The organism is Amycolatopsis sp. NPDC005003, from assembly GCF_053600695.1.
The window spans coordinates 138,394-162,169 of sequence record NZ_JBSGAI010000018.1 but is presented as its reverse complement, the minus strand read 5'-3'; the positions used below and the strand labels follow the sequence as shown (position 1 = coordinate 162,169).

20 protein-coding genes, 1 tRNA gene and 1 riboswitch are annotated in these 23,776 nt (G+C 71.6%); of the genes, 13 read left to right on the top strand and 8 right to left on the bottom strand.

The genetic code is table 11. The features are described 5' to 3' along the window. Positions 1-234, top strand: coding sequence for a helix-turn-helix transcriptional regulator (locus ACWED2_RS22265; protein ID WP_043784651.1), 234 nt, complete (start codon positions 1-3; stop codon positions 232-234). On the opposite strand, the gene ACWED2_RS22260 is transcribed toward ACWED2_RS22265, so the two are convergent. Further along, positions 231-974, bottom strand: coding sequence for a hypothetical protein (locus tag ACWED2_RS22260; RefSeq protein WP_449692389.1), 744 nt, complete (start codon positions 972-974; stop codon positions 231-233). The two genes, ACWED2_RS22265 and ACWED2_RS22260, sit on opposite strands and share 4 nt — an antisense overlap. 27 nt (positions 975-1,001) lie before the next feature. After that, positions 1,002-1,154: riboswitch (cobalamin riboswitch) on the top strand. Positions 1,155-1,185: 31 nt separating this feature from the next. On the opposite strand from ACWED2_RS22260, the gene cobN reads away from it, so the two are divergent. The 5 genes from cobN (at position 1,186) to ACWED2_RS22235 (ending at position 9,857) form a co-directional block, all read left to right on the top strand. Continuing rightward, positions 1,186-4,749 carry a cobaltochelatase subunit CobN gene (gene cobN, locus ACWED2_RS22255; protein ID WP_449692388.1) on the top strand — a complete coding sequence of 1,188 codons (3,564 nt, stop codon included), beginning with the start codon at positions 1,186-1,188 and terminating at the stop codon, positions 4,747-4,749. A gap of 41 nt (positions 4,750-4,790) precedes the next feature. Continuing rightward, the gene (locus tag ACWED2_RS22250; RefSeq protein ID WP_449692387.1) at positions 4,791-6,665 is read left to right on the top strand and encodes an ArnT family glycosyltransferase; all 1,875 of its coding nucleotides are present in this window, start codon (positions 4,791-4,793) and stop codon (positions 6,663-6,665) included. A 35-nt stretch (positions 6,666-6,700) separates the two neighbouring features. After that, entirely contained in the window at positions 6,701-7,357 is a 657-nt protein-coding gene (locus ACWED2_RS22245; RefSeq protein WP_449692386.1) for a response regulator transcription factor, read from the top strand. Further along, positions 7,354-8,427, top strand: coding sequence for a sensor histidine kinase (locus ACWED2_RS22240; RefSeq protein ID WP_449692385.1), 1,074 nt, complete (start codon positions 7,354-7,356; stop codon positions 8,425-8,427). The genes ACWED2_RS22245 and ACWED2_RS22240 overlap by 4 nt, the downstream gene beginning before the upstream one ends. 224 nt (positions 8,428-8,651) lie before the next feature. Then, a complete protein-coding gene (locus ACWED2_RS22235) occupies positions 8,652-9,857 on the top strand; it encodes a chitinase (RefSeq protein ID WP_449692384.1) in 1,206 nt (401 codons plus the stop codon). 1 nt (position 9,858) lies between these two features. Here the strand turns inward: ACWED2_RS22235 and ACWED2_RS22230 are convergent, their stop codons facing one another. Beyond that, on the bottom strand, positions 9,859-10,950 hold the full coding sequence (locus ACWED2_RS22230) for a dihydrofolate reductase family protein (RefSeq protein ID WP_449692383.1): 1,092 nt from the start codon (positions 10,948-10,950) through the stop codon (positions 9,859-9,861). A gap of 87 nt (positions 10,951-11,037) precedes the next feature. Between ACWED2_RS22230 and ACWED2_RS22225 the strand changes: the two genes are divergently transcribed. Further along, positions 11,038-11,289 carry a hypothetical protein gene (locus ACWED2_RS22225; RefSeq protein ID WP_449692382.1) on the top strand — a complete coding sequence of 84 codons (252 nt, stop codon included), beginning with the start codon at positions 11,038-11,040 and terminating at the stop codon, positions 11,287-11,289. A gap of 5 nt (positions 11,290-11,294) precedes the next feature. Here the strand turns inward: ACWED2_RS22225 and ACWED2_RS22220 are convergent, their stop codons facing one another. From ACWED2_RS22220 to ACWED2_RS22210, 3 genes are all read right to left on the bottom strand, one after another. Continuing rightward, positions 11,295-12,527, bottom strand: a complete 1,233-nt coding sequence (locus ACWED2_RS22220) for an aldehyde dehydrogenase family protein (RefSeq protein ID WP_449692381.1) — start codon at positions 12,525-12,527, stop codon at positions 11,295-11,297. A 242-nt stretch (positions 12,528-12,769) separates the two neighbouring features. Further along, complete coding sequence (locus tag ACWED2_RS22215; protein WP_449692380.1) at positions 12,770-13,555, bottom strand: M50 family metallopeptidase; 786 nt, start codon at positions 13,553-13,555, stop codon at positions 12,770-12,772. Between the two features lie 163 nt (positions 13,556-13,718). Next, positions 13,719-14,624, bottom strand: coding sequence for a DNA-3-methyladenine glycosylase 2 (locus tag ACWED2_RS22210; RefSeq protein ID WP_449692379.1), 906 nt, complete (start codon positions 14,622-14,624; stop codon positions 13,719-13,721). Between the two features lie 153 nt (positions 14,625-14,777). Between ACWED2_RS22210 and ACWED2_RS22205 the strand changes: the two genes are divergently transcribed. From ACWED2_RS22205 to ACWED2_RS22195, 3 genes are all read left to right on the top strand, one after another. After that, positions 14,778-15,527: a class I SAM-dependent methyltransferase gene (locus tag ACWED2_RS22205; protein WP_449692378.1), complete on the top strand. Its 750-nt coding sequence runs from the start codon at positions 14,778-14,780 to the stop codon at positions 15,525-15,527. A 39-nt stretch (positions 15,528-15,566) separates the two neighbouring features. Then, positions 15,567-16,889, top strand: coding sequence for a M20 family metallopeptidase (locus ACWED2_RS22200; protein WP_449692377.1), 1,323 nt, complete (start codon positions 15,567-15,569; stop codon positions 16,887-16,889). Between the two features lie 97 nt (positions 16,890-16,986). Continuing rightward, positions 16,987-18,009, top strand: coding sequence for a S1C family serine protease (locus ACWED2_RS22195; protein ID WP_449692376.1), 1,023 nt, complete (start codon positions 16,987-16,989; stop codon positions 18,007-18,009). A 115-nt stretch (positions 18,010-18,124) separates the two neighbouring features. Here ACWED2_RS22195 and ACWED2_RS22190 read toward each other — a convergent pair whose 3' ends face one another. Then, positions 18,125-18,502, bottom strand: a complete 378-nt coding sequence (locus tag ACWED2_RS22190) for a DUF3224 domain-containing protein (RefSeq protein ID WP_449692375.1) — start codon at positions 18,500-18,502, stop codon at positions 18,125-18,127. A gap of 66 nt (positions 18,503-18,568) precedes the next feature. Beyond that, positions 18,569-20,098: a helicase HerA-like domain-containing protein gene (locus ACWED2_RS22185; RefSeq protein WP_449692374.1), complete on the bottom strand. Its 1,530-nt coding sequence runs from the start codon at positions 20,096-20,098 to the stop codon at positions 18,569-18,571. A gap of 103 nt (positions 20,099-20,201) precedes the next feature. Between ACWED2_RS22185 and orn the strand changes: the two genes are divergently transcribed. From orn to proP, 3 genes are all read left to right on the top strand, one after another. Next, a complete protein-coding gene (gene orn, locus ACWED2_RS22180) occupies positions 20,202-20,810 on the top strand; it encodes an oligoribonuclease (RefSeq protein ID WP_449692373.1) in 609 nt (202 codons plus the stop codon). Positions 20,811-20,886: 76 nt separating this feature from the next. Next, positions 20,887-20,962 (top strand) — tRNA-His (locus ACWED2_RS22175). 118 nt (positions 20,963-21,080) lie between these two features. Further along, positions 21,081-22,487: a glycine betaine/L-proline transporter ProP gene (gene proP, locus ACWED2_RS22170; RefSeq protein WP_449692372.1), complete on the top strand. Its 1,407-nt coding sequence runs from the start codon at positions 21,081-21,083 to the stop codon at positions 22,485-22,487. Here proP and ACWED2_RS22165 read toward each other — a convergent pair. Next, positions 22,484-23,665, bottom strand: coding sequence for a L,D-transpeptidase (locus ACWED2_RS22165; RefSeq protein WP_449692371.1), 1,182 nt, complete (start codon positions 23,663-23,665; stop codon positions 22,484-22,486). The two genes, proP and ACWED2_RS22165, sit on opposite strands and share 4 nt — an antisense overlap. Positions 23,666-23,776 lie beyond the last annotated feature (111 nt).

Genomic DNA, 23,776 nt, shown 5'->3' with positions numbered 1-23,776 from the left:
ATGAGTGAGGTCGTCTACAACCGGATCGCGATGCTGCGCGCGGAGCGGTCGATCTCGCGGCGGCAGTTGGCCGAGGCCCTCGGGGTGCACTACCAGACGATCGGCTACCTCGAGCGCGGCGAGTACAGCCCCTCGCTGTACCTGGCCCTGCGGATCGCGGAGTTCTTCGAGGTGTCCGTGGAAGTGCTGTTCTCGACGAAGCCGTTCCCGCGGCTGGGCGAGCGGTCCGCTTAGGGCTTGCGCAGGTCGGCGTCGGCCAGCGCGCGGACGACGTCGTCGCGGCGGGTCTCGCGGGTCGTCCGGTTGAGCTCCACGTGCAGGAACGGTGTCCCGGCCGCGGCCCGGCCCTGGACGTTCGTCGTCCCGGCCAGGCCGCGGCAGGGCTCGGCCCAGGCCCGGCGCACCCGGAACCCGGCGGCTTCCAGGCGGTCCGCGGCCCGGCGGGCGGCGTCACCCGCCTCCGCCGCTCCGGCCGAGAGGACGACGTCGGCCTCGGGCATGGTGCGGTCGTTGAAGCCGTGCAGCTGGACCTGGGGCAGGCCGCGGCGGGCGAGCAGCGCGGTGACGACGTGGAAGACGGTCCGCGTGTCGTGCGCGGGGTCCTCCCGGCGGCGGTGCGCGCCCGCGACGGTCAGCACCGCGCCGGGCACCTGCCGGAAGAGGGCCAGGCCGATCAGGTCGGTCCGCAGGTCGGACGAGGCGTGCGGCACCTCGACGACCAGCGACGGCGGCGCGGACCGGTCGATCGCGTAGAGCCCCCAGGCCCGCTCGGAGCCGGGCTCCTGGACGGCGATCGCGCTGTCTTCGGTGGATAAGTCTTCGGTGGAAAACCCCAGGTCGGACAGGTGATGGGGGCGGCCGTCGAGCAGGGCGGCGAAGCTCTCTTCGGCGGTTTCGAGCTCGGCCGCCGTGGGGTGGCGGTACGCCTGGCGGGTCGACTGGGCGGCGGTGAAGCTCCGGAGCAGGGATTCCAAGCCGTCAGGTTACCCGGGGCAACGTCACCTTGACGTGCCTCGACCGGCACCGGAGAGTGGGTGCGATACCCACGCGTCGGCAGGTGGAGGAACCCGGTGGAAATCCGGGGCGGTCCCGCCACTGTGACCGGGGAGAGTGATCTCCCCGGGAGCCAGGAACTCCGGTCGGCGCGCCCGTCTACCCGGGGCGCGGACCCCGAGGAGGAACCTCGTGATCCTGCTTCTGTCCACTTCGGACACCGACCTGCTCAGCGCCCGGTCCTCGATGCGCGAGTACCGGCTCGGCAACCCGTCCCGGCTCGACGTCGCCGAGCTGCCGGGCCTGCTCGACGGGGTGAAGATCGTCGTCGCGCGGATCCTCGGCACGCCGCGGAGCTGGCAGGACGGCCTGGACACGCTGCGGGCGTCCGGCGCGCACGTCGTCGTCCTGGGCGGGGAGCAGACGCCGGACGCCGAGCTGATGAAGCTCTCGACCGTCCCGGCCGGTATCGCCGCCGAGGCGCACGCCTACCTCGCGCAGGGCGGCCCGGACAACCTCACGCAGCTGCACCGGTTTCTCTCCGACACGCTGCTGCTGACCGGCGACGGCTTCGAGCCGCCCGCTCCGCAGCCCACCTGGGGCGTGCTGGAGCGGCCTTCGCGGGACGACGGCCCGGTGATCGGCATCCTGTACTACCGCGCGCACCACCTGTCCGGGAACACGGCGTTCGTGCACGCGCTCGCCGACGAGATCGAGGCCGCGGGCGGGCGCGCGTTGCCGATCTACTGTGCTTCGCTGCGTACGCGTGAGCCGGAGATGATGGCGGAGCTCGGGAAGGTGGACGCGCTGCTGGTCACGGTGCTCGCGGCGGGCGGCACGCGACCGTCCGAGGTGGGCGCCGGCGGGGACGACGAGGCCTGGGACGTCGCCGAGATGGCCGCCCTCGACGTCCCGATCCTGCAGGCGCTGTGCCTGACCAGCGACCGCGAGACGTGGGCGGCCAACGACGACGGCCTGTCGCCGCTCGACGCCGGGAACCAGATGGCGGTGCCGGAGTTCGACGGACGGCTGATCACGGTGCCGTTCTCGTTCAAGGAGCTCGACGAGGACGGGCTGCCGCGGTACGTGCCGGACGCCGAACGCGCGTCCCGGGTCGCTCGGATCGCGCTGGCGCACGCCCGGCTGCGGCACACGCCCCCCGCTTCCCGGCGCGTGGCCTTGATGCTGTCCGCGTACCCGACGAAGCACTCTCGCGTCGGCAACGCGGTCGGGCTGGACACGCCCGCGTCGGCGATCGAGCTGCTGCGGCGGATGCGGGAGCAGGGCTACGACCTGGGCCCGGACGCCTTCCCGGGCGTCGACCCGACCGGCACCGACCAGCCCGACGGTGACGCGCTCATCCACGCGCTGATCGCCGCCGGCGGCCAGGACCCGGAGTGGCTGACCGAGGAACAGCTGGCCGGGAACCCGATCCGCGTCCCGGCCGCGCGGTACCGCTCGTGGTTCGAGGCACTGCCCGCCGAGCTGCGCGAAGGCGTCGAGGAGCACTGGGGCCCGGCGCCCGGGGAGCTGTACGTCGACAACGGCGACATCGTGCTGGCGTCCCTGCAGAGCGGCAACGTGATCATCATGATCCAGCCGCCGCGCGGGTTCGGCGAGAACCCGGTCGCGATCTACCACAACCCGGACCTGCCGCCGAGCCACCACTACCTGGCCGCGTACCGGTGGCTGGAGGAGGAGTTCGGCGCGCACGCCGTCGTCCACCTGGGCAAGCACGGGTCCCTGGAGTGGCTGCCGGGCAAGACCGCGGGGCTCTCGGCGTCCTGCGCGCCGGACGCCGTGCTCGGGAACCTGCCGCTCATCTACCCGTTCCTGATCAACGACCCGGGCGAGGGCGCGCAGGCCAAGCGGCGGGCGCACGCGACGATCGTCGACCACCTGATCCCGCCGATGGCGCGCGCGGAGTCCTACGGCGACATGGCGCGGCTGGAGCAGCTGCTCGACGAGCACGCGAACATCGCGGCCATGGACCCGGCGAAGCTGCCCGCCGTGCGCCAGCAGATCTGGACGCTGATCCAGGCGGCGAAGCTGGACCACGACCTCGGCGTCGAGGAACGGCCGCACGACGCGGAGTTCGACGACTTCCTGCTGCACATCGACGGCTGGCTGTGCGAGGTCAAGGACGCGCAGATCCGCGACGGGCTGCACGTCCTGGGCGCGGCGCCGACCGGCGAGGCCCGCGTCAACCTGGTGCTGGCGATGCTGCGCGCGTCGCAGATGTGGGGCGGCAAACAAGGTGCGGTGCCGGGGCTGCGATCGGCGCTGGGCCTGAAGGAAGACGCGCCGATGTCCGAAGTGGACGCGGTGGAGAAGACGGCGCGGGAACTCGTCCAGACGATGGAAATGCGCGGCTGGGACGCCACCGCGGTCGCCTCGGTGGCGCCGGACGCCCAGGTCGCGCGGGTGCTCTCGTTCGCGGCGGAGGAGATCGTGCCGCGGCTGGCCGGCACCACCGCGGAACTCGACTCGGTGCTGCACGCGCTGGACGGCGGGTACATCCCGGCCGGGCCCAGCGGGTCTCCGTTGCGCGGGCTGGTCAACGTGCTGCCGACCGGGCGGAACTTCTACACCGTCGACCCGAAGGCGATCCCGAGCCGGCTCGCCTGGGAAACCGGGCAGGCGCTGGCGGACTCGCTTTTGAAGCGCTATCGCGAGGACACCGGAGACTGGCCGCGGTCGGTCGGGCTTTCGGTGTGGGGCACGTCGGCGATGCGGACGTCCGGCGACGACGCGGCGGAAGTCCTCGCACTGCTGGGTGTCCAGCCGGTGTGGGACGAAGCTTCCCGGCGCGTCACGGGCATCGAAGCGATCCCCCTGGCCGAACTGGGCCGGCCCCGCATCGACGTGACGATCCGGATCAGCGGGTTCTTCCGCGACGCGTTCCCGCACGTGATCGCCCTGATGGACGATGCGGTGCGGCTGGTGGCCGGTTTGGACGAACCTCTCGAAGAGAACTTCGTCCGTGCGCACGTTTCGGCGGATCTCGCCGAGCACGGCGACGACCGGCGCGCGACCACGCGGATCTTCGGCTCGAAGCCGGGCGCGTACGGCGCCGGCCTGCTGCCGCTGATGGACAGCGGCAACTGGCGTGACGACAAGGACCTCGCGGAGGTGTACGCGGTGTGGGGCGGCTTCGCCTACGGCCGCGACCTGGACGGCCGCCCGGCGCGCGAGGACATGGAAAGCTCGTACAAGCGCATCGTGGTGGCGGCGAAGAACACCGACACGCGCGAGCACGACATCGCGGACTCGGACGACTACTTCCAGTACCACGGCGGGATGATCGCGACCGTCCGCGCGCTGACGGGCTCGGCTCCGGCGTCCTATGTGGGTGACAGCACGTCGCCGGACGCGGTCCGCACGCGCACGCTGGGCGAGGAGACGGCCCGCGTGTTCCGGGCGCGAGTCGTCAACCCGCGCTGGCTGGCGGCGATGCGCCGGCACGGCTACAAGGGCGCGTTCGAGCTGGCGGCGACGGTGGACTACCTGTTCGGCTTCGACGCGACGGCCGGCGTCGTCGGCGACTGGATGTACGAGAAGCTGACCGAGTCGTACGTGCTCGACGAGGTGAACCAGGAGTTCCTGCGCCAGGCGAACCCGTGGGCGCTGCGCGGGATCGTGGAGCGGCTGAACGAGGCGGCGGACCGCGGGCTGTGGGCGGAGCCGGACCCGGCGCTGCTGGCGCAGATGCGCGAGGTGTACCTCTCCCTGGAGGGCGACCTCGAGTCGGAGTAGCGGAAACGCCCGGGAAACGCGGGCCGGAGTTGGGTGGCGGCATGATCACCGCCGCTCCCCCGAAAACCCGCTCCTGGGCGCTTCCGCTCGTCTGCCTGGGCGCCGCTCTCCTCTACGCCTGGAAGATCGGCGACGGCCAGCTCGGGAACACCTACTATTCGGCCGCCGCCAAGTCGATGACGAGCGGCTTCACCAACTTCCTCTTCGGCTCCTTCGACCCCTACGGCGTCGTCACGGTCGACAAACCACCGTTCGCGCTGTGGCCGCAGGCGCTCTCCGTGCTGATCTTCGGCCACCACGGCTGGGCACTGCTGCTGCCGCAGATGCTCGAAGGGGTCGCCGCGGTGTTCCTGCTGCACCGCACCGTCCGGCTCTGGGCCGGCGAGAACGTCGCCCTCCTGGCCGCGGTCGTCCTGGCGCTCACGCCGGTGACCGTGATCATCAACCGGGACAACAACCCCGACACCCTGCTCGTCCTGTTCCTGGTCGCCGCCGCGTACGCGCTGACCCGCGCGCTCGCGGACGGGCGGAAGTGGCTGTTCTGGTGCGCGTTCTTCGTCGGCTGCGGCTTCCTGACCAAGATGCTGCAGGCGTGGATCATCGTCCCCGCCCTGGTCGCCGCGTACCTCGCCGGGACGAGCGGGCCGCTCCGGCGCCGGCTGCTCGACGTCCTCGGTGCCGGGGTCGTGCTGGTCGTCTCCTCGTTCTGGTGGATCGCCCTCTACGACTGGTGGCCCGGCGCGAAGCCCACGATGGGCGGCAGCAAGGACGGCTCCGCGTGGGACCTCGTGTTCGGCTACAACGGCTTCGGCCGCCTCTCCGGCGACGGCGAGGGTGGCGGCATGATGATCATGCGCAACGGGCAGCAGACGATGTCGTCGTTCGGCGGCGCCCCCGGGCCCGGCCGGATGTTCAACGACCTCGTCGGCGGGCAGATCTCGTGGCTGCTGCCGCTTTCGCTGCTCGTGCTGGTCGTCATCGGCCGCCGGTGGCGCGACGCGGGCTGGCTGCTCTGGGGCGGCTGGCTGCTGGTGACGACCGTCGTCTTCAGCTTCGCCGGCGGCATCTGGCACCCGTACTACACGACGGCGATGGCGCCGGCCGTCGCCGCGGTTTCCGCCGCCGGGCTGGCCCTGTTGTGGCGGCACCACCGGCGGACGCTGCTGCCCCTGGCGATCGCGCTGACCGCGGCGTGGGCGTTCGTGCTGACTTCACGGGACACGTCCTTCCACGGCTGGACGCGCTGGGCGGTGCTCGGCACGGCCGTCGTCGCCGTCGCCGGGCTCCTCGGCACGCGAAGCCGGCTGCCGCTCGTCGCCGGGCTGGTGCCGCTGCTGCTCACGCCCGCCGTGTGGTCGTACGCCGCCGCGCAGAGCACGTCCGCGGGAACGCTGCCCGCCGCCGGGCCCGCCACGGGCCCCGGGGCACCGCCCGTCGCCGGGCCCGGAGCACCGCCCGTCGCCGGCTCCACGGCCGGGCCCACGCCGTCACCCGGTGGACCGCGCCTGATGCTCGCCGGCGGGAACGGGTCGGCGACGCTGTCGGACGAGCAACGCCGCATCCTCGACCACGCTCGCCGCAACGGCACCGAGATCACCCTCGCGGTGAACGCCGACGCGGGCGCGGTCGCGCCGTTCATCCTCGACTCCGACGCGACCGTGATCGGCATGGGCGGCTTCGGCGGGCGCGACGACGCGCCGACGGTCGCGCAGCTGGACCGCTGGCTCGCCGAGGGCAAGCTGCGGTTCGTGCTGAGCGGCGCGGGACCGCAGCCCGGACCGCTGCGGAGCCCCGTGCAGGACGCCCGGCGGCGGTGGATCGACCAGCACTGCACGGTCGTCGACCCCGTCGAGTACGGCGGCCGGCCCGCCCAGGCGCGGTTCCTCGGCGGCGCCGACACGCTGTACCGGTGCTAACAGCGAAGAAACACGGGCGCGGCGATCATCGGGGCATGCGGGTCCTGGTGGTGGAGGACGAGCCGATGCTCGCGGACGCGATCGCGGAGTGGCTGCGCGAGGACGCCCACGCGGTCGACATCGCCCACGACGGCGGCGCGGCGCTCGAGCGGATCGCCGTGCACGACTACGACGTCGTCGTGCTCGACCGGGACCTGCCGGTCGTGCACGGCGACGACGTCTGCCGTCAGGTCGTCGCGTCGGAGGCGGCGACGCGGGTGCTGATGCTCACCGCGGCCGTGGACGTCACCGACCGCGTCGCCGGGCTGTCCCTCGGCGCGGACGACTACCTGACCAAGCCGTTCGCGTTCCCGGAGCTGGCGGCCCGGATCCAGTCACTGGGTCGGCGCTGCCGTCCGGCCGCGCCGCCGGTCCTGCGCCGTTCCGGCGTCACGCTCGATCCCGCGCGGCACGAGGCGGTCCGCGACGGGCGGTGCCTGCCACTGTCCAAAAAGGAGCTCGCCGTGCTCGCCGAGCTGTTGCGCGCGGACGGCGCCGCCGTGTCCGCCGAGCACCTGCTGGAGAAGGTGTGGGACGAGCACGCGGACCCGTTCACCGGCGCGGTCCGGCTCACCGTCCTGAAGCTGCGGCGCAAACTCGGCGACCCGCCGCTGGTGGAGACGGTCACCGGCGTCGGCTACCGGCTCCGGTGACCCTCCGGCTGCGGCTGACCGTGCTCTACGGCGGCCTGTTCCTGCTGGCCGGCGTGGCGCTGCTGGGCGTGACGTACCTGCTGTTCACGCGGCAGGTCGGGCAGCGGGTGGCGGTGCTCTCCGGCGCCCCGCCACCCGGCGCGCCGCCGCTGCCGTCCCTGGAGGCCCTCGACGAGCAGGCCCGGCAGCTGCGCGCGGCAGCGGCGACCTCCCTGCTGACCCAAGGCGCGATCGCGCTCGGCGCGGTGGCGGTCCTGGCGGCGGGCCTCGGGTGGCTGGTGGCGGGCCGCGCCCTGGCCCCGTTGCGCCAGGTCACCGACACCGCCCGCCGCATCGCCGCGGCGGCCGACCCGGGCGGGCACGCGCGGATCGCCCTGCGCGGGCCCGAAGACGAGGTGAAGAACCTCGCCGACGCGTTCGACGTGATGGTCGAGCGCCTCGACCGGTCGTTCGACGCCCAGCGCCGGTTCGTCGCGAACGCGTCCCACGAGCTGCGCACGCCCCTGACGCTGAACCGGTCGCTCGTCGAGGTGGCGATGCGCCGCGGCAGCGACGTCCGGGAACTCGGCGGCAAGCTGCTGCAGATCAACGCGCGGAACGAAAAGCTGATCAGCGGGTTGCTGCTCTTGGCGAAGTCGGAGAGCGCGTTGACCGCGCGAAGCCCGGTGGACCTGGCGGCGCTGGTCGCGCAGGTGGCGCCGCCGGAGGTGGAGCAGTCCCTGGCCGAGGCGGTGACGAACGGCGACGCGGTCCTGTTGGAACGGCTGGCCGGCAACCTGGTGGAGAACGCGATCCGCCACAACGTGCCCGGCGGCTGGGTGCGCGTGACGACCCGGGCGTCGCCGGGACGGGTGGAGCTCGAAGTCGCCAACAGCGGCCCGGTGATCCCGCCGGCCGAGGTGCCGGCGCTGTTCGACCCGTTCCACCGCCGCGCCCGCGTGGCCGCGGAAGGGGCCGGGCTCGGGTTGTCGATCGTGCGGTCGGTGGCGCACGCCCACGGGGGCGAGGTGACGGCTACAGCGCGAGCGGAGGGCGGCCTGGTGGTGGTCGTGTCGTTGCCCGCGGCTTGATCGCCGGGGGCGGGCGGCAATGCGCGGCTCGCGGCGTGATCGCGGGAGGCGGGCAGCTCGGGCGGCCGTCGTGTCGCTGCCGGCGCGCCTGTCCCGTGGACGAATTTCGGATATTCCGCCGCTTTTCGCCCGTTGTTTTCCGCGAACCGACTTTCGCTCCTTGACTTCGTTAATGGTCTAGTCCAATGATCTGTCCACCTCGATCCCCACCGGGAGGACAGCTCATGCGCAGGAGCAGACTGGCCGCCGCCGGGCTCGCCGCCGCCACTTTCGCCGCCACCGCCGTCAGCCTCGTGCTCGGCGCCCCGTCGGCGACCGCGGCGCTGAGCAACAACTGGTACGCCGCGGCGCCGTACCTGATGCCCCAGAGCAACAACCCGCCGGACCCGGTCACCGTGATGAACGCGACCGGGCTCAAGGCGTTCCAGCTCGCGTTCATCCTCGCGCCGAACGGCGGCGGGTGCAGCCCGACCTGGGACGGCACTTCCGCCGTCTCCTCCGACACCGCGGTCGCGGGCGTGATCTCACGGATCCGCGGCGCCGGCGGCGACGTCTCGGTGTCCGTCGGCGGGTACGGCGGCACGAAGCTCGGCCAGACCTGCGGCACGGTGGCCGCGACGGCGGCCGCGTACCAGCAGGTAGTCACGAAGTACTCGCTCAAGGCGATCGACTTCGACCTCGAAGAGCCCGAGTACGAAAACACCGCCGCGATCGCGAACGAGCTCGGGGCCGCGAAGACGTTGCAGGCCAACAACCCGGGCCTGTTCGTGTCGGTGACCATGCCGGGCACCGCGGCCGGCACCGGCTGGTTCGGCACCCAGCTGATCGACCAGGCCAAGTCGATCGGCTTCACGCCGAACAACTTCTCGATCATGCCGTTCGACGGCGGCTTCAACGGCGGTTCGTCGCAGGTGTCGGCCCTGGAGGCGTTCCACGGCCTGCTGATGTCCCACCTCGGCTGGGACAGCGCGACGGCGTACGCCCACGAGGGCTTCTCCGGCATGAACGGCAAGTCGGACGCGGCCGAGATGTTCTACACCTCGGACTTCCAGACGGTGTACGACTACGCGACCGGCCACGGTCTCGGCCGCTTCACGTTCTGGTCGGTGAACCGGGACCGCGCCTGCGTCGGCACCACGGACAACGGCGTCTGCAGCAACGTCCCGCAGAACGACTGGGACTTCACGAAGTTCAGCGTCCGCTTCGCCGGCGCGACGCCGCCGCAGACGACACCGCCGGTGACGACGACCCCGACCACGCCGGGCGGCGGCTCGTGCACCGCGGCGGAGTGGGACCGGACGAAGGTCTACGTCAAGGACAACGTCGTCTCGCACAACAGCCACCAGTGGACGGCCAAGTGGTGGACGCAGGGCGAAGAGCCCGGGACCACCGGCGAGTGGGGCGTCTGGGTGGACAACGGCGCCTGCTAGCTCAGAAGTCGAGGTGGGTGTTCTCGCGCTGGACTTCCGGGGTCAGCGCGGGCACCTCGACGACGTGCCGCCCGGCCTGCCGCAACAGCTCGGTGCCCTGGGCGTCGACGAACACCGCCGGCTCCCGCCAAGCGAACACCACGCGCGGGATGCCGGCGTCGAGGATGAGCTGGGTGCAGCTGCGCGGGTGCGAACTCCGGTGGCTGCACGGTTCCAGTGAGCTGTACACGGTCGCGCCGGTCAGGCGCGGGTCGCCGGCGCACTTGGCCAGCGCGGCTTCTTCGGCGTGGTTGTTCGGTTCGCCCTCGCCGGAGTGCCCGGTGGCGACGACCTCGCCGTCGGCGTCGGTGATGACCGCGCCGACCCGGAAGGTGTGGCTGGGCGGGCACTCGGCGGCGAGCGCGATGGCTTCCTTGAGCCGCCGGACGTCCCGGCCGGTCGGTTCGGCGGCGGCGCGGTACTCGAGGATCGCCATCCCCTGCAGTTCGGTGGCGGCGGTCAGCACGAGCGGCCGCGGGTAAAGCCCGGGTCCGACGAACCGCGGCGCGCCCGGCTGCCCGACGAAGAACGGCGCGATCGCGAGCCGCAGTTCGTCGGCGAGGCCTTCGGTCAGGAAGCGCGTGTGGATCCCGCCCCCGCCCTCCACCAGCAGGCGCCCGATGCCGCGCGCGCCGAGGTCGTCGAGGATCCGGCCGAAGTCCGGCGGGTCCCCCGCGTCGACGACGGTGGCGACGGACTTGAGCGCGTCCGCCGCGCCGGGCGGGGCGTAGACGATCTTTTCGGTGTCCCCGACGGTGAAGAACTGCGCGCCCGGGTCGAGGCCGCGGGTGGTCACGGTGACCTTGGCGGGTTGTTCGGGCTTTCCCCGCTCCAGCCGTTGCCGCCGCAGCTCGAGCGAGCGGACGAGCAGCCGCGGGTTGTCGGCCCGCACCGTGCCGGCCCCGACGAAGACGGCGTCGGCCTCGGCCCGCAACCGGTCGACGACCGCGAAATCGTCCTCTGTGGACAGTACGAGCCGCTCGGGCGAGGTGTCGTCGAGGTAGCCGTCGAGCGACTGCGCGGCGGACAGCAGGACGTGCGGCCGGGAGATCACCCGGCCCAGTATGCCGTAACGCCCGGGGCGCTCCCCGCGTCCTACGACGTATCCCCCTGTCGTGCCCATCCCCCGGAGCTGCGGAACATGACCACGCGAGGCTGGTACAAGGAACGGACGCTCACCACGGTCGACACCGTCGGCCGGGAGGTGTCGGTGACGACCGGGCTCACCCGCGACCCCGAAGGCCGCCTGGTCGCGGCCATCGCGATCAGCGACGGACCGACGGCGATCTACCGGTATTCCGGCGACGCCGACGAGCGGACCGAGCTGGTCACCAACGCCGCGGACACGGTGAAGGAACTGCGCAAGCTCGCCGGCGTCCCGCCGTCACGCTGACCGGCTCAGGCCGGCAGGACCGCGTACTGGCGGACGTAGAGATCGGTGTAGGTCACCGGCCCGCGCGGGCCGGGGACCTTGTCGAGGTTGATGCCGGTTTCCGGGACGGCGAGCAGCTTGAAGCCGTCGAGGAGGCGGGTCGGGGCGTTCCAGAAGACGCCCGTGCCGGTGTAGCCGTCGAAGAAGGCGTCGGCGGCCGACTCGTCCTCGGTGGTGATGCCGGCCGCCAGGCCGGAGGTGCGCTCGTTGGCGATCTCGACGGCGTCGGAAAGCGAGCCGACCTTGGCGACGGTGACGGTCGCTTCCCGCTCGGAGTCCAGCGCCCACTCGTAGCCGATGGCGTGCTCGTGCGGGGCCAGCGACGGCGTGACCCCGCGCTCGGCGAGCGCGTCCGAGATCGCAGGCCAGGCGTCGTCGTGGATGTCCTCGTGGATGAGCAGCAGGTTCAGCCGGTTGCAGACGCCCAGCCGGTCGAGGCTCGCGTGGACGAGGTCGCGTGCCTTGGTGACGTCCGCCCCGCGGTCGACGTAGAGGACACCGCCGCCATCGGCGTGGGCGAGGGTGCGCACACCGTGGACGGCCGCTTCGGTGGCGAGGGCGCGGGTGCTGTCCCCGCTGCCGCGCAGGATCACCAGCGGCACGAGGCCGGGCAGCCGCACGAGCGCGGACGCCGCCTCGCGCTCCACGCGCGGCACGAGCTGGACGCAGTCGGCGTCGATGCCCGCTTCCGCGAGCGCGGGCGCGATGACGACCTCCCGCAGCCGCTGGGCCGACCCGAGCGCGGCCGAGCCGGTGCGCAGCACGCCGGCGTTGCGCGACTTGACCAGCTGGGAGGCCACGTCGACGGTGACGTTCGGCCGCGCCTCGTAGTTCGCGCCGATGACCCCGACCGGCCGCCGCCGTTCGACCAGCCGCAGGCCGCCGTCCAGGGTGGACACGTCGACGGAGCGCTCCTGGTGCGGCGCGCCGGCGAGCAGCCGCAGCTGTTCGGCCATGCCGGTGAGCCGCTCCGGGGTGATGGTGAGCCGGTCGAGCAGGCCGGCGCTCATCCCGTCGGCCTTGGCACGCTCGACGTCGGCTTGGTTCGCCTCGAGGATCTCCTCACGGTGCGCGAGCAGCCGCTCGGCCATCCCGGTCAGCGCGGAATCGATGGCCTGGGCGCTCGCGGCAGCCAGCGACGGCGCGGCCAGCTTCGCCGCCCGTGCGCACTCTTCGACGGCCTTGGCGACCTCGTCCATCGTTCGTCTCCCTCCACGCGGACCACCAGTTTGCCGCATGCACCGGCGGGACCGGCCAGTGGCTCCACCGCCGGTCACCGAGGTGCGGGGCGCCGCGCGCCCGCGCCGAGCGGCCTCTTGGTGCTTCCGCGTGCGTCGGTCGGGTCCGGCAGAGGCGTCACGCGAGGCGCGCGGGCTCCGGCCGTCAAGGCGCGCCTGGGAAGACAGCGGACTGCGCCAGGCTCCCCGAGGCGGCCGCCGGGTTACTTGGCGACCGGCTCCAAGAGCCACAGCGCGCCGGCGATCAGGCAGCTGACCGTCGCCACCGCGAAGACCAGGACCCACAGCACCGGCGGGACCGCCGTCAGTCGGCCCAGCTGGTCGGCGTCGGAGTCGCGGGCCTGGCCCCTGCGCCGCTTGATCTGGAGCTCGGCCACCGGCCGGATGCCTCCGAACAGCAGGAACCACGTCACCAGGTAGCTGAACGGAGCCTGCAGCTCGACCGGTGCGACGAACGCGATCAGCGCCAGCACCGCCGCACTGGCGACGACCGTGAACACCCCGTAGGCGTTGCGCACCATCACCAGCACGCCGAGCAGCAGCAGGGCGATCAGGACCAGCACCGTGCCGACCAGGTCGGCGCCCAGCAGCCCGGCGAACAGCAGCCCCAGCACCGACGGCGCCAGGTACCCGGCCATCGCCGTGAACGCCATGCCCGGCCCCTCGGGCTTGCCGCGCGAGACGGTGACACCCGAGGTGTCCGAGTGCAGCTTGATGCCCTGCAGACGGCGCCCGACCAGCACCGCGGCCAGCGCGTGACCGGCCTCGTGCACCATCGTCACGACGTTCCGCGCCCGGCGCCACGGCGTCCCGCCGACCAGCACCACCAGCAGCGCCACACCGCCGGCGACCAGGGTGATCACCGCGGGGGCCTGGGCCTGTTCGAGCAGCGAACCGGCCGGCGAAGAGCCGGTGGCGGCGGCCGCGCGGAATGCCGACAGGGCGTCACCGGCCTGGCCGCCTGGTGCGAGGAGAACGGGCGAGCTCACCCGGACACCTCACCACAGGCGATATCTGGCTACGGTGAGTCCCCACCGCTCGCAGCTTCGCGGCTTCCGGTATTGGCTCGTGGCGGTCTCCTTTCCGTGGACGGGCCGGGGCGGCCGGGCATTCGGCCGGCAGGCGATGGCTTCGGAACGCGGGCCGGTCAGGTCATCGCGACTCCCGCATCCGCGCCTCGCCCTCCACCCGGAACAGGAACGACACCCAGCTCCGGAACGGTGCCCAGGCTTCCGCGATCTCCGCCAGCTCCGCGACGCCCGCCTCCGGGAGGTGGTACGCGTCGCGCATGATCTCGTGGAGGCGGGTCTCGCTGCGCGGGAAGACGTCCGGGTGACCGGCGCCGCGGATCAGGATCAGCTCCGCGCTGAACCGGCCGACGCCCGGCAGCAACTGCAGCTGCTTCAGCGCTTCCTCGGCCGGCATCGCCCGCAACGCCGCCGCGTCGAGCATGCCCTCGGCCGCCGCCTCGGCAATGGCGCGCAGGCGCGGCAGCTTCGGGCCCGGCAGCCCCGGCTGGTACTCCACCTTCGCCAGCGCGGCCGGCGCCGGGAACGTCCTCAGCCTGCTCCCGCCCACGTCGACCTCGGTGCCGTGGCGCTCGGTCAACCGGCGGCGCAGCCGGACCGCCTGCGTCATCCAGATCCGGTGGCTCAGCACGGCCCAGCACGCCGCCTCGTACGGCGAGGCGAACAAGACCGGGCGCAGGCCCGGGTGCAGCGTCTGCAACAGCGAAACCACCGGATCACGGGCGCCGGCCGCCGGGAACGCCGTGCCGTCGATGTCCAGGGAACACATCCGCCGCACCTGCGCCACCACGGCGGCGGTGTGCTCGGGCGGGCCGTGGACCTCCACCGTGAGCTCGCCCGGCGATCTCTGCCGCAGCACCGCTCCCACCGGCGTCCATTCGCCGTCGAGCGCGAACGCCACCCGCAGCGCGCCCGGCTCGGAGTCCGGCTGCCCCGCGGGGGCGAAGCCGGTCAGGAAGCGGGCCGCGGCGGCCAGGTCGAACTCGCCGTGCACCGCGATCTCGCCACAGGGGCGGGAGATCGTCGTCATCTGTCCTCCTCGGATCGGATCGGAACCTTGCCTGCGACGTTAGGAAGGGGGACCGACAATTTCGGGCGTCGAACGCCTGAGCACGACTTTGTTCACTCGATCGAGTGGCCCCGAGGTTGGCATACTGCCGGTATCCGAAACCGAGGAGCACCCGTGCCGACCAGCGCATCCGCCCGCCTCGCATCCCTGCTCGGGACGCCGGCCGAAGCCGAAGACGGCTATCTCGACCTGCTCGGCAACGCGGACCAGGCCGGGCCGCCGACCGGGCTCACGCAGCGCCTGATGCGCACGACCCTGCTCCCCCGGGTCTACGAGCACTACTGGCGCCCCGCCCTCGGCCGTGCGCTCAAGGGCCCGTTCGGGCCGAGCATGACGGGCGAAGTCCGGCTCGCCGCGCACCTCCTCCGGCTCGAACCGGGCCACACGGTGCTCGACGTCGCCTGCGGCACCGGCCGGTTCACCCGCGCGTTCGGCGCGGCCGTCGGCCCGGACGGGCTCGCGATCGGGCTCGACGGCGCCCGCACCATGCTCGCCAAGGCCGTCGCCGAGGGCGGCCCGGACACCGTCGCCTACCTGCGCGCCGACGCCGTCCACCTGCCGCTGAAGCCGTCCACAGTGGACGGCATCTGCTGCTTCGCCGCGCTGCACATGTTCGCCGAGCCCGAGACCGCGCTGGACTCCTTCGCGCGCGTGCTGAAACCAGGCGGCCGGATCGTGCTGCTGACGAGCGCACGCCGCGGCTGGCAACCCGCGCGGCTGATCGAGTCGGCCGGCGGGATCGTGAGCGGGCAGAAGATGTTCGACCGCGGCGAAATCGCGGCGAGCCTGCGGGCCCGCGGCTTCACGGAGATCACCGAACGGTATGCCGGTGTCACGCAGATCGTCGCAGGCCGGCTCGGCTGAGCGCCGCGGATTGTCGGGGGTGCCGGTTAGCATCGCCCCATGACCCACGCCGAACCCGTCCCGCCCGACGACAGCTACCTGCGCGCCCTGGTCGAGGCCACCGCCGACGCCGTCGCGGCCGCCGAACCGCTGTCCTCGCCGCACACCGGCGCGGACGAGGCGACGCGCGCCGAAGTGACCGCCGCGGTCGAACGCAGCTCACCCGATCTGGTGGCGTTGAGCCGAGATCTGCACGCCCACCCCGAGGAGGGCTTCGCCGAGCACCGGTCGGTCCGCGCACTGGCCGATCTGCTGCACCGCCACGGCCACGAAGCCACGGTCGGCGTCGGCGGGCTCGACACCGCGCTGCGCGTCAGCACACCGCGGCAAGAGGGCCCGCACATCGCCGTCCTCGCCGAGTACGACGCGCTGCCCGGGCTCGGTCACGCCTGCGGCCACAACGTCATCTGCACCACCGCCGCGGGCGGCTTCCTCGGCGCCGCCACCGTCGCCGGGCGGCTCGGCGGCCGGGTCAGCCTGATCGGCACACCTGCCGAGGAAGGCGGGGGCGGCAAGGAAATCCTCGCCCGCGCCGGCGTGTTCGACGACGTCGACGCGGTGATCATGCTGCACCCGTTCAGCCACGACATCGCGCTGCACCCGTTCCTCGGGCGGCGTCAGCTGGAGATGGTCTTCCACGGCGTCGGCGCACACGCGAGCGCTCAGCCGTTCATGGGCCGCAACGCGCTCGACGCCGCCGTCGCCGCGTACCAAGGCGTCTCGGCGCTACGCCAGCAGCTCCCGCAGAGCGACCGCGTCCACGGCGTGTTCACCGACGGCGGCGCCCGGCCCAACGTCATCCCGGCCCGCGCCGCACTGCTGTTCTACCTCCGGTCCCAGACCCCGGAGACGCTGCGCGACCTCGCCGCCCGGATGACGTCGATCGCCGAAGGCGCCGCGGCGATGACCGGCTGCGGTGTCGAGCTGACCTGGGACGCGCAGGCCGCCTACCTGCCGATCCGGTTCAACACCACGCTCGCCGGACGCTGGTCGGCCAACCAGGTGATCACCGGCCGCAAGCCGCTCCCGCCGGGCATCGTGCCGGAGTCGCTCACCGGCTCCACCGACCTCGGCAACCTGTCGTACCGGATGCCCGCGCTGCACCCGATGCTCGCGGTGTCGGGGCCGACGGTTGCGTTGCACACCAAGGAGTTCGCGGCCGCGGCCGGCTCGGAGACGGGCGACGCGGGCGTCCGCGACGGCGCGTTGGGCCTGGCGCTGACCGCCGCCGACTACCTCGGCGACGCGGAGCTGAGGAAGGCGGTGCACGACGAGTTCGAAGCGGCGGGAGGTGCCCTCGACGTCCCGTCCTTCTTCGACTGACACTGAGGATTTCCTGAGTTTTCTCAGCTGATTCTTCTCAGCAAAGCCTGAGGTATTTCCACAGGCTGTTCACAACCACGGGCGCGAACCTTGTCCCATGACCGAGAACGAGAGTCGGCCCGGCCCCGCCTCACCCGGTGGGCACCAGCCGCACCAGAGCACCCAGCAGTACGGGCCGTACGCGCAGTACGCCTACCAGCAGCAGGCGGCGCCGAACCCGCTCTTCACCCCGCAGCCGGCAGGCGCGCAGGCGCCTGCCGCGCCGAAGGCCAAGCCGCGCAAGGGCGGCCGGGTCGCGATGATCGTCAGCGCGACCGCGCTCGGTGCCGCGCTGGTCGGCGGCGTCGGCGGCGCGGCGATCGTCGGGCTCACGACGACCTCGGCGGATGGCGCGACGACCTCGGTCAGCACGCCGGCGGCGAACGGGCAGACGGTCTCGAACCCGACCTCCGGCGACGTCAGCGCCGTCGCGGCGAAGGTGACGCCGAGCGTCGTCCAGATCAACGTCACGACCGACCAGGGGGAGGCGATCGGCTCCGGCGTCATCCTCACCTCGGACGGCCGGATCCTGACCAACGCGCACGTCGTCAACGGCGCCCAGAACGTCGTGATCACCACGTCCGACGGCAAGAAGTACCAGGCCAGCGTGGTCGGCGCGGACACCAAGGCGGACATCGCCGTGGTCCAGGCACAGAACGCGAGCGGCCTGACCGCCGCCTCGCTCGGTGACTCGAGCAAGCTCGTCGTCGGCCAGTCGGTGGTCGCGATCGGCTCGCCGGGCGGCCTGCAGAACACCGTCACCACCGGCATCGTCAGCGCGCTGAACCGGAACCTGTCCGACATCGGGCAGGGCGAGCAGCAGCAGCGCTCGCCGTTCAGCCGCACGTCGAACCAGAGCGAGGACTCGCCGAGCTACACCGCGATCCAGACCGACGCCGCGATCAACCAGGGCAACTCCGGTGGCGCGCTGGTCGACGCCCAGGGCAACGTGATCGGCATCAACTCGGCGCTGTACAGCCCTTCGGCCTCGGCCAACGGCGCGGCGGGCAGCGTCGGGATCGGCTTCGCCATCCCGATCAACGACGCCAAGAAGATCGTCGACCAGATCGTGAACAACTAGGACGCGGACGGGCCGTGGTCGGGGCGGCCCGTCCCCCCGCTTCGGGGAGCGGGAGAACACCGCGAAGGCCGTTTCGAGAGTCAATCGGGGGCTCTCGAAACGGCCTTCGTGCTGCTCAGAGTGTGTAAGTGAGGGTGAAGAGGTGGTTCTTCTCCTCGTCGATTTCGATGCTCGCCGTCCCGGCGATCCCGGTCAGCTCGCCGAAGCCCGAGCCGGTGAGGATCTTCAGCGTCAGGCCGGAGTCGTCGGCCGAGTGGTGCAGGACGAAGCCGCCCTTGCGGCCGTCGACCGAGACCTCGAGACGTTCGAAGGCGACGTACGCCCGCGAAGTCGCGTTGGACGCCGAGAGCAGCTCGACCGTGCTGGTCCCCTCCACCGCGCCGGTGAACGTCTTGGCGATCGCCACCCGGGCGAACTCGGTGCCCGCGGCCTCGTCGGTCGCCTGCGGTTCCCACTGGTCGACGGTGAACGACGCGGTGGCAGTGCTGGTCATGGCTGGTTTCCTTTCGAAGGTGGCGCCAGCCTGCCAGCCATACCTGACAGCTTGCGTCAGGTTTTGTCAGCGACGCCGGTTGCCGAACAGCCCACGCGTGATCTCCCGGCCCAGCGCGCTCGCCGCGGACCGCATGAAGGACTTCACGGCGGGGTTCTTCATGGCGGACTCGAGGAACCCCGGCTCGTCCTTCGCGGGCGGCGGCGCCGGAGCCTCGGGCGCGGGCGCGGGCTCTTGCGCGGGAGCGGCGACCTTGGCAGCCAGCCTCTCGTAGGCCGACTCCCGGTCGATCGTCTCGGCGTACTTCGCGTGCAGGTCCGACGAAGCAACCGAAGCGGCGACGGCCTCCTCGCCGATCGAGCCCATCTTCGACCGCGGTGCCCGCAGCCGCGTCCACGCCACCGGCGTCGGCGCACCCCGCTCCGACAGCACCGTGACGACGGCCTCGCCGATGCCCAGCGACGTCAACGCCGTGTCGAGTTCGTAGAACTTCGTCTTCGGGTACGTCTTCACCGTCTTGGCCAGCGCCGCCTGGTCGTCCGGGGTGAACGCCCGCAGCGCGTGCTGGATCCGCGCGCCGAGCTGCGAGAGCACCGCGTTCGGGACGTCCGTGGGCAGCTGCGTGCAGAAGAACACGCCGACGCCCTTCGACCGGATCAGCTTCACGGTCTGCTCGATGCGCTCGAGGAACGCCTTCGACGCGTCGGCGAACAGCAGGTGCGCCTCGTCGAAGAAGAAGACGAGCTTCGGCTTGTCGAGATCGCCCTCCTCGGGCAGCTCCTCGAACAGCTCCGCCAGCAGCCACATCAGGAACGTCGAGAACAACGCCGGCTTCGACTGGAGGTTGTCCAGCTCCAGCAGCGTGACGACGCCCTTGCCGTCGCGAGCGCGCATGAGGTCGTGCACGTCCAGCTCGGGCTCGCCGAAGAAGTCCTCGCCGCCCTGCGCCTCCAGATTGGACAGCGCGCGCAGGATCACCCCGGCCGTCGCCGCCGAGACCCCGCCGATGCCCTTGAGGTCCTCTTTGCCCTCGTCGCCGGTCAGGTGCGTGATCACCGACCGGAGGTCCTTGGTGTCCAGCAGCGCCAGGCCCCGCTGGTCGGCCCAGTGGAAGATCAGCCCGAGCGTCGACTCCTGCGTCTCGTTCAGACCCAGCACCTTGGACAGCAGCACCGGCCCGAAGCTCGTGATCGTCGCCCGGATCGGCGTCCCCTTGCCGCCGGTGCCCAGTGACAGGAACTGCACCGGGAACGCCGTGCCGGCCCAGTCGTCACCGAGCTCCTGCGCACGCTTCGTGACCTTGTCGTTCGCCTCGCCCGCCGCGGCCAGCCCGGACAGGTCGCCCTTGACGTCGGCGAGCACCACCGGCACCCCGGCCGCCGACAGCTGCTCCGAGATCAGCTGCAACGTCTTCGTCTTGCCCGTCCCGGTCGCCCCCGCGACCAGCCCGTGCCGGTTCAGCGTCGCCAACGGCAGCCGCACGGCCGCCGCCGCGTCCACCTGCCCGTCGATCACCACCGCACCCAGCTCCAGCGCGGCACCCTCACTCGCATAACCGGCGGCGATCTCACTCGCCGGCGAGGCCTGCTCGGTCACTCTCAGCTCCCCGGATCATGTGTCCTGGACCACACCGGGAGCGTAACGCGCCGTACGCGCAGGTAACGCCCTTCACATCCCCGTGTCGGGTTAGGGTCACCAGGTGACCGACCGCCTAGTCTGGATCGACTGCGAAATGACGGGGCTCGACCTCGGCAAGGAAGCGTTGATCGAAATCGCCGCCCTCGTCACCGACGCGGAACTGAACGTGCTCGGCGAAGGAGTCGACATCGTCATCCACGCCGACGAGGAAAAACTCGCCGGGATGCCCGAAGTCGTCCGCGAGATGCACGCCCACTCCGGCCTCACCGAAGAAGTCCGCCGCTCCACGGTGACCCTCGAAGAAGCCGAACGCCGCGTCCTCGACTACCTCCGCGAGCACGTCCCCGAACCGGGCACCGCCCCCCTCGCCGGCAACTCCATCGCCACCGACCGCGGCTTCATCGCCCGCGACATGCCCGCCCTCGACGCCCACCTGCACTACCGCATGGTCGACGTCTCCTCCGTCAAGGAACTCGTCCGCCGCTGGTACCCGCGCATCTACTACGCCAAGCCCGAGAAGGGCCTCGCCCACCGCGCGCTCGCCGACATCCGCGAATCCATCGGCGAACTCGACTACTACCGGCGCGTCGCCTTCGTCCCCCAGCCCGGCCCCACCAGCGAAGAAGCCAAGGCCGCCGCCGCTGAAGTGCAGGAACACCACCAGAGGTAACCCCCTGCGAACCCCACGAGGGCACCCGCTACGATTACAGCCAACGAGGTGATCGCAAGCGGTTCTCTCGTAGATGGTGGGCGTAGCTCAGCTGGTAGAGCACCTGGTTGTGGTCCAGGAGGTCGCGGGTTCGAAACCCGTCGCTCACCCCATCACCCCAGTTTGGACCTTCGGTCCGAGCTGGGGTTTTTGCGTTGCGCCGTTCGTGGTAGTGCTCACGACCGGATGGCTCAGCGTGCGAGGGGCCGAATGCCGGTGCACGGTGATCTGGTGGCACGTTCAGCACCGAAGACGCGAGGCCGGAAGAAGAAGCTGCGGTACGAGGACATCACCGTCGTCGACCAGTCGTTGCTCAAGCGCGCGGTGGGAGCCGCCGCGCTCGGCAATGCCATGGAGTGGTTCGACTTCGGCGTGTACGCCTACATCGCCGACACCATTGCCGAGGTGTTCTTCCCCGCCAGCGTGTCCCCCGGGGTTCGGCTGATCGGGACCTTCGGGGCCTTCACCGCCGCCTTTCTGATGCGGCCGCTGGGTGGGCTCGTCTTCGGGCCGCTCGGGGATCGGATCGGACGGCAGAAAGTCCTCGCCGTCACCATGATCATGATGGCCGTCGGGACCCTGTGCATCGGGCTGATCCCGTCGTACAGCTCGATCGGCGTCTGGTCGCCCATCCTGCTGGTGCTGGCGCGGATGGTGCAGGGGTTCTCCACCGGAGGCGAGTACGGCGGCGCCACCACCTTCATCGCCGAGTACTCACCCGACAAGCGGCGGGGGTTCATGGGGTCCTGGCTCGAGTTCGGAACGCTGTCCGGGTACGTGCTGGGGGCGTCCGTCGTCACCGGGATGAAGGCCTGGATACCGCACGAGACGTTGCTCGACTGGGGATGGCGCGTCCCGTTCCTGGTCGCGGGGCCGCTCGGCATCATCGGGCTGTACATGCGGCTCAAGCTGGAGGAGACGCCGGCGTTCCGGAAGCACGCCGAGGAGGCCGAGAAGCGGGGGCGCTCCGGGGAACCGTTCTGGAAGATGTTCACCGAGTACTGGCCCGCGCTGCTCGTGTGCGTCGGACTGGTGCTCGTGTTCAACGTCACCGACTACATGCTGCTGTCGTACATGCCGACGTACCTGTCCGAGCAGCTGCACCTCGACGCCACCCACGGGCTGCTGCTGATCATCGTCGTCATGGTCGTGATGATGCTCATCATCACGGTCGGCGGGCGGATCACCGACCACGTCGGCCGCAAGCCCGTGATGATGGCCGGCTGCCTCGGGTTCCTCGTGCTGTCCTGGCCGCTGATGCTGCTCGTGCACGACGGCGGCCTCGTCGTCACCTTCCTCGGGCTGATGGGGCTCGGCCTGCTGCTCCTCTGCTTCGAGGTGTCCATGCCCGCGGCGCTGCCCGCACTGTTCCCCACGGCGATCCGGTACGGCGCGCTGTCCATCGCGTTCAACATCTCGGTGTCGCTCTTCGGCGGCACCACCCCGCTGGTGATGCAGTCGCTGATTTCCACCACCGGCCACGACTTCTGGCCGGCCTGGTACCTGATGGCGGCGGGCGCGATCGGCGCCGTCGCGGTGTACTTCAGCCGCGAGACGGCGAACAAGCCGCTGTGGGGTTCGGGCCCCGCAGTGTCGACCGAGGCCGAGGCGCGGGAGCTGGTCCGCGGCTCGGGCTAGTTGGCCGCCGTCCGCCACTCGTCCCAGGACAGCTGCCACACGCTCCAGCCGTCGGCCGGGTCGAGCTTCGGGCCGCCGCTGTTCTGCACCGTGATGACGTCACCCTTCCTGGACGTGTCCATCAGCCACTTCGCGTTCTCGGTGGACAGGTTCAGGCAGCCGTGGCTGACGTTGCTGTGCCCCTGCTGCCGCACCGACCACGGCGCCGAGTGGAAGAAGATGCCGCTCCAGGACAGGCGGACCGCGTACTGCACGAAGGTGCTGTAGCCGCCGGGCGCGTCCGCGGGCACGCCGTAGGTGGCGGAGTTCATCGTGTAGCCGGTGTGCTCGCTCATGACGGTGTAGGTGCCCTGCGGCGTGTTGTGCCCGGGCTTGCCCATGGAGGTCGGCATGGTCTTGACCTCCTTGTCGTTGATCGTCACGGTCATCTGGTGGGTCTGCCCGTCGGCGACGGCGACGAGCTTGTCTCCGACGGTGGCGCCGGCACCCTTGTCCTCCCGGCCGTAGCTGCCGCCCCCGAGCGGCTTGCCGTAGACGGCGGCGTCGACCTTGATCTTGGTGCCGGTCTTCCAGTAGTCCTTCGGCCGCCAGGTGACCTGCTTGTCGCCGGACCAGCGGAAGGCGCCCTCGGTGGCGGGCTCCGCGGTGATCTTCAGCGCCTTTTCGGCCGCGGCCTTGTCGGTGACGTTGCCGGTGAAGGTGAAGATCAGCGGCATCCCGACGCCGACGGTCTCGCCGTCGACGAGGTTCACCGAGACGCCGAGCTGCCGGGCGGGCTTGACGGTGCTGAACGTCGACTCCGACGTGACCGGCTTGCCGTCGGAGCCGGTGGCGGTCGCGGTCAGCCGGTAGGTCTTGCTGTAGCCGAGCGGCTCGGCGGAGTCCCACCCGGAGCCGTCGGCCCGCGTCCTGCCGCCGACGACCTTGCCATCGGCCCCGGTGAGCTTGACGTCCCCGACCTTCCCGTCCTGGACGGTGACACTCACCGGTTCGCCGGGCGCGACGTCCTTCGCATCCTTGGCAGGCGTGAGGCTGAGCACGGCGGGCTTCGGCGCGGGTTTCGGCGCACTGCTGCTCACCGAGGCCGGCGCCTGCGGCGGTTCACCCGAAGGGCTACTGCTGCACCCGCCCACGGTGAGGCCGATCACCCCGGCGGCCACCAGCAGCCGCACCGTCATACCTCGCATGCCCACCCGCCCGTTTCGCCGTCGATGTCCGACCACAGTGTGCCCGACCAGCCGCAACACCGGGGCGGCAACGCCGGAACCGGCTTGGGGGACCCCCCTGAA

What these genes read in the sequence shown, in the direction of transcription:
- ACWED2_RS22220 (WP_449692381.1), bottom strand. Translation starts at nt 12,527, where the DNA reads ATGGACGAGGTCGCCAAGGCCGTCGAAGAGTGCGCACGGGCGGCGAAG.
- ACWED2_RS22235 (WP_449692384.1), top strand. Translation starts at nt 8,652, where the DNA reads ATGCGCAGGAGCAGACTGGCCGCCGCCGGGCTCGCCGCCGCCACTTTC.
- ACWED2_RS22225 (WP_449692382.1), top strand. Translation starts at nt 11,038, where the DNA reads ATGACCACGCGAGGCTGGTACAAGGAACGGACGCTCACCACGGTCGAC.
- ACWED2_RS22250 (WP_449692387.1), top strand. Translation starts at nt 4,791, where the DNA reads ATGATCACCGCCGCTCCCCCGAAAACCCGCTCCTGGGCGCTTCCGCTC.
- ACWED2_RS22265 (WP_043784651.1), top strand. Translation starts at nt 1, where the DNA reads ATGAGTGAGGTCGTCTACAACCGGATCGCGATGCTGCGCGCGGAGCGG.
- ACWED2_RS22210 (WP_449692379.1), bottom strand. Translation starts at nt 14,624, where the DNA reads ATGACGACGATCTCCCGCCCCTGTGGCGAGATCGCGGTGCACGGCGAG.
- ACWED2_RS22165 (WP_449692371.1), bottom strand. Translation starts at nt 23,665, where the DNA reads ATGACGGTGCGGCTGCTGGTGGCCGCCGGGGTGATCGGCCTCACCGTG.
- ACWED2_RS22245 (WP_449692386.1), top strand. Translation starts at nt 6,701, where the DNA reads ATGCGGGTCCTGGTGGTGGAGGACGAGCCGATGCTCGCGGACGCGATC.
- ACWED2_RS22195 (WP_449692376.1), top strand. Translation starts at nt 16,987, where the DNA reads ATGACCGAGAACGAGAGTCGGCCCGGCCCCGCCTCACCCGGTGGGCAC.
- ACWED2_RS22190 (WP_449692375.1), bottom strand. Translation starts at nt 18,502, where the DNA reads ATGACCAGCACTGCCACCGCGTCGTTCACCGTCGACCAGTGGGAACCG.
- ACWED2_RS22200 (WP_449692377.1), top strand. Translation starts at nt 15,567, where the DNA reads ATGACCCACGCCGAACCCGTCCCGCCCGACGACAGCTACCTGCGCGCC.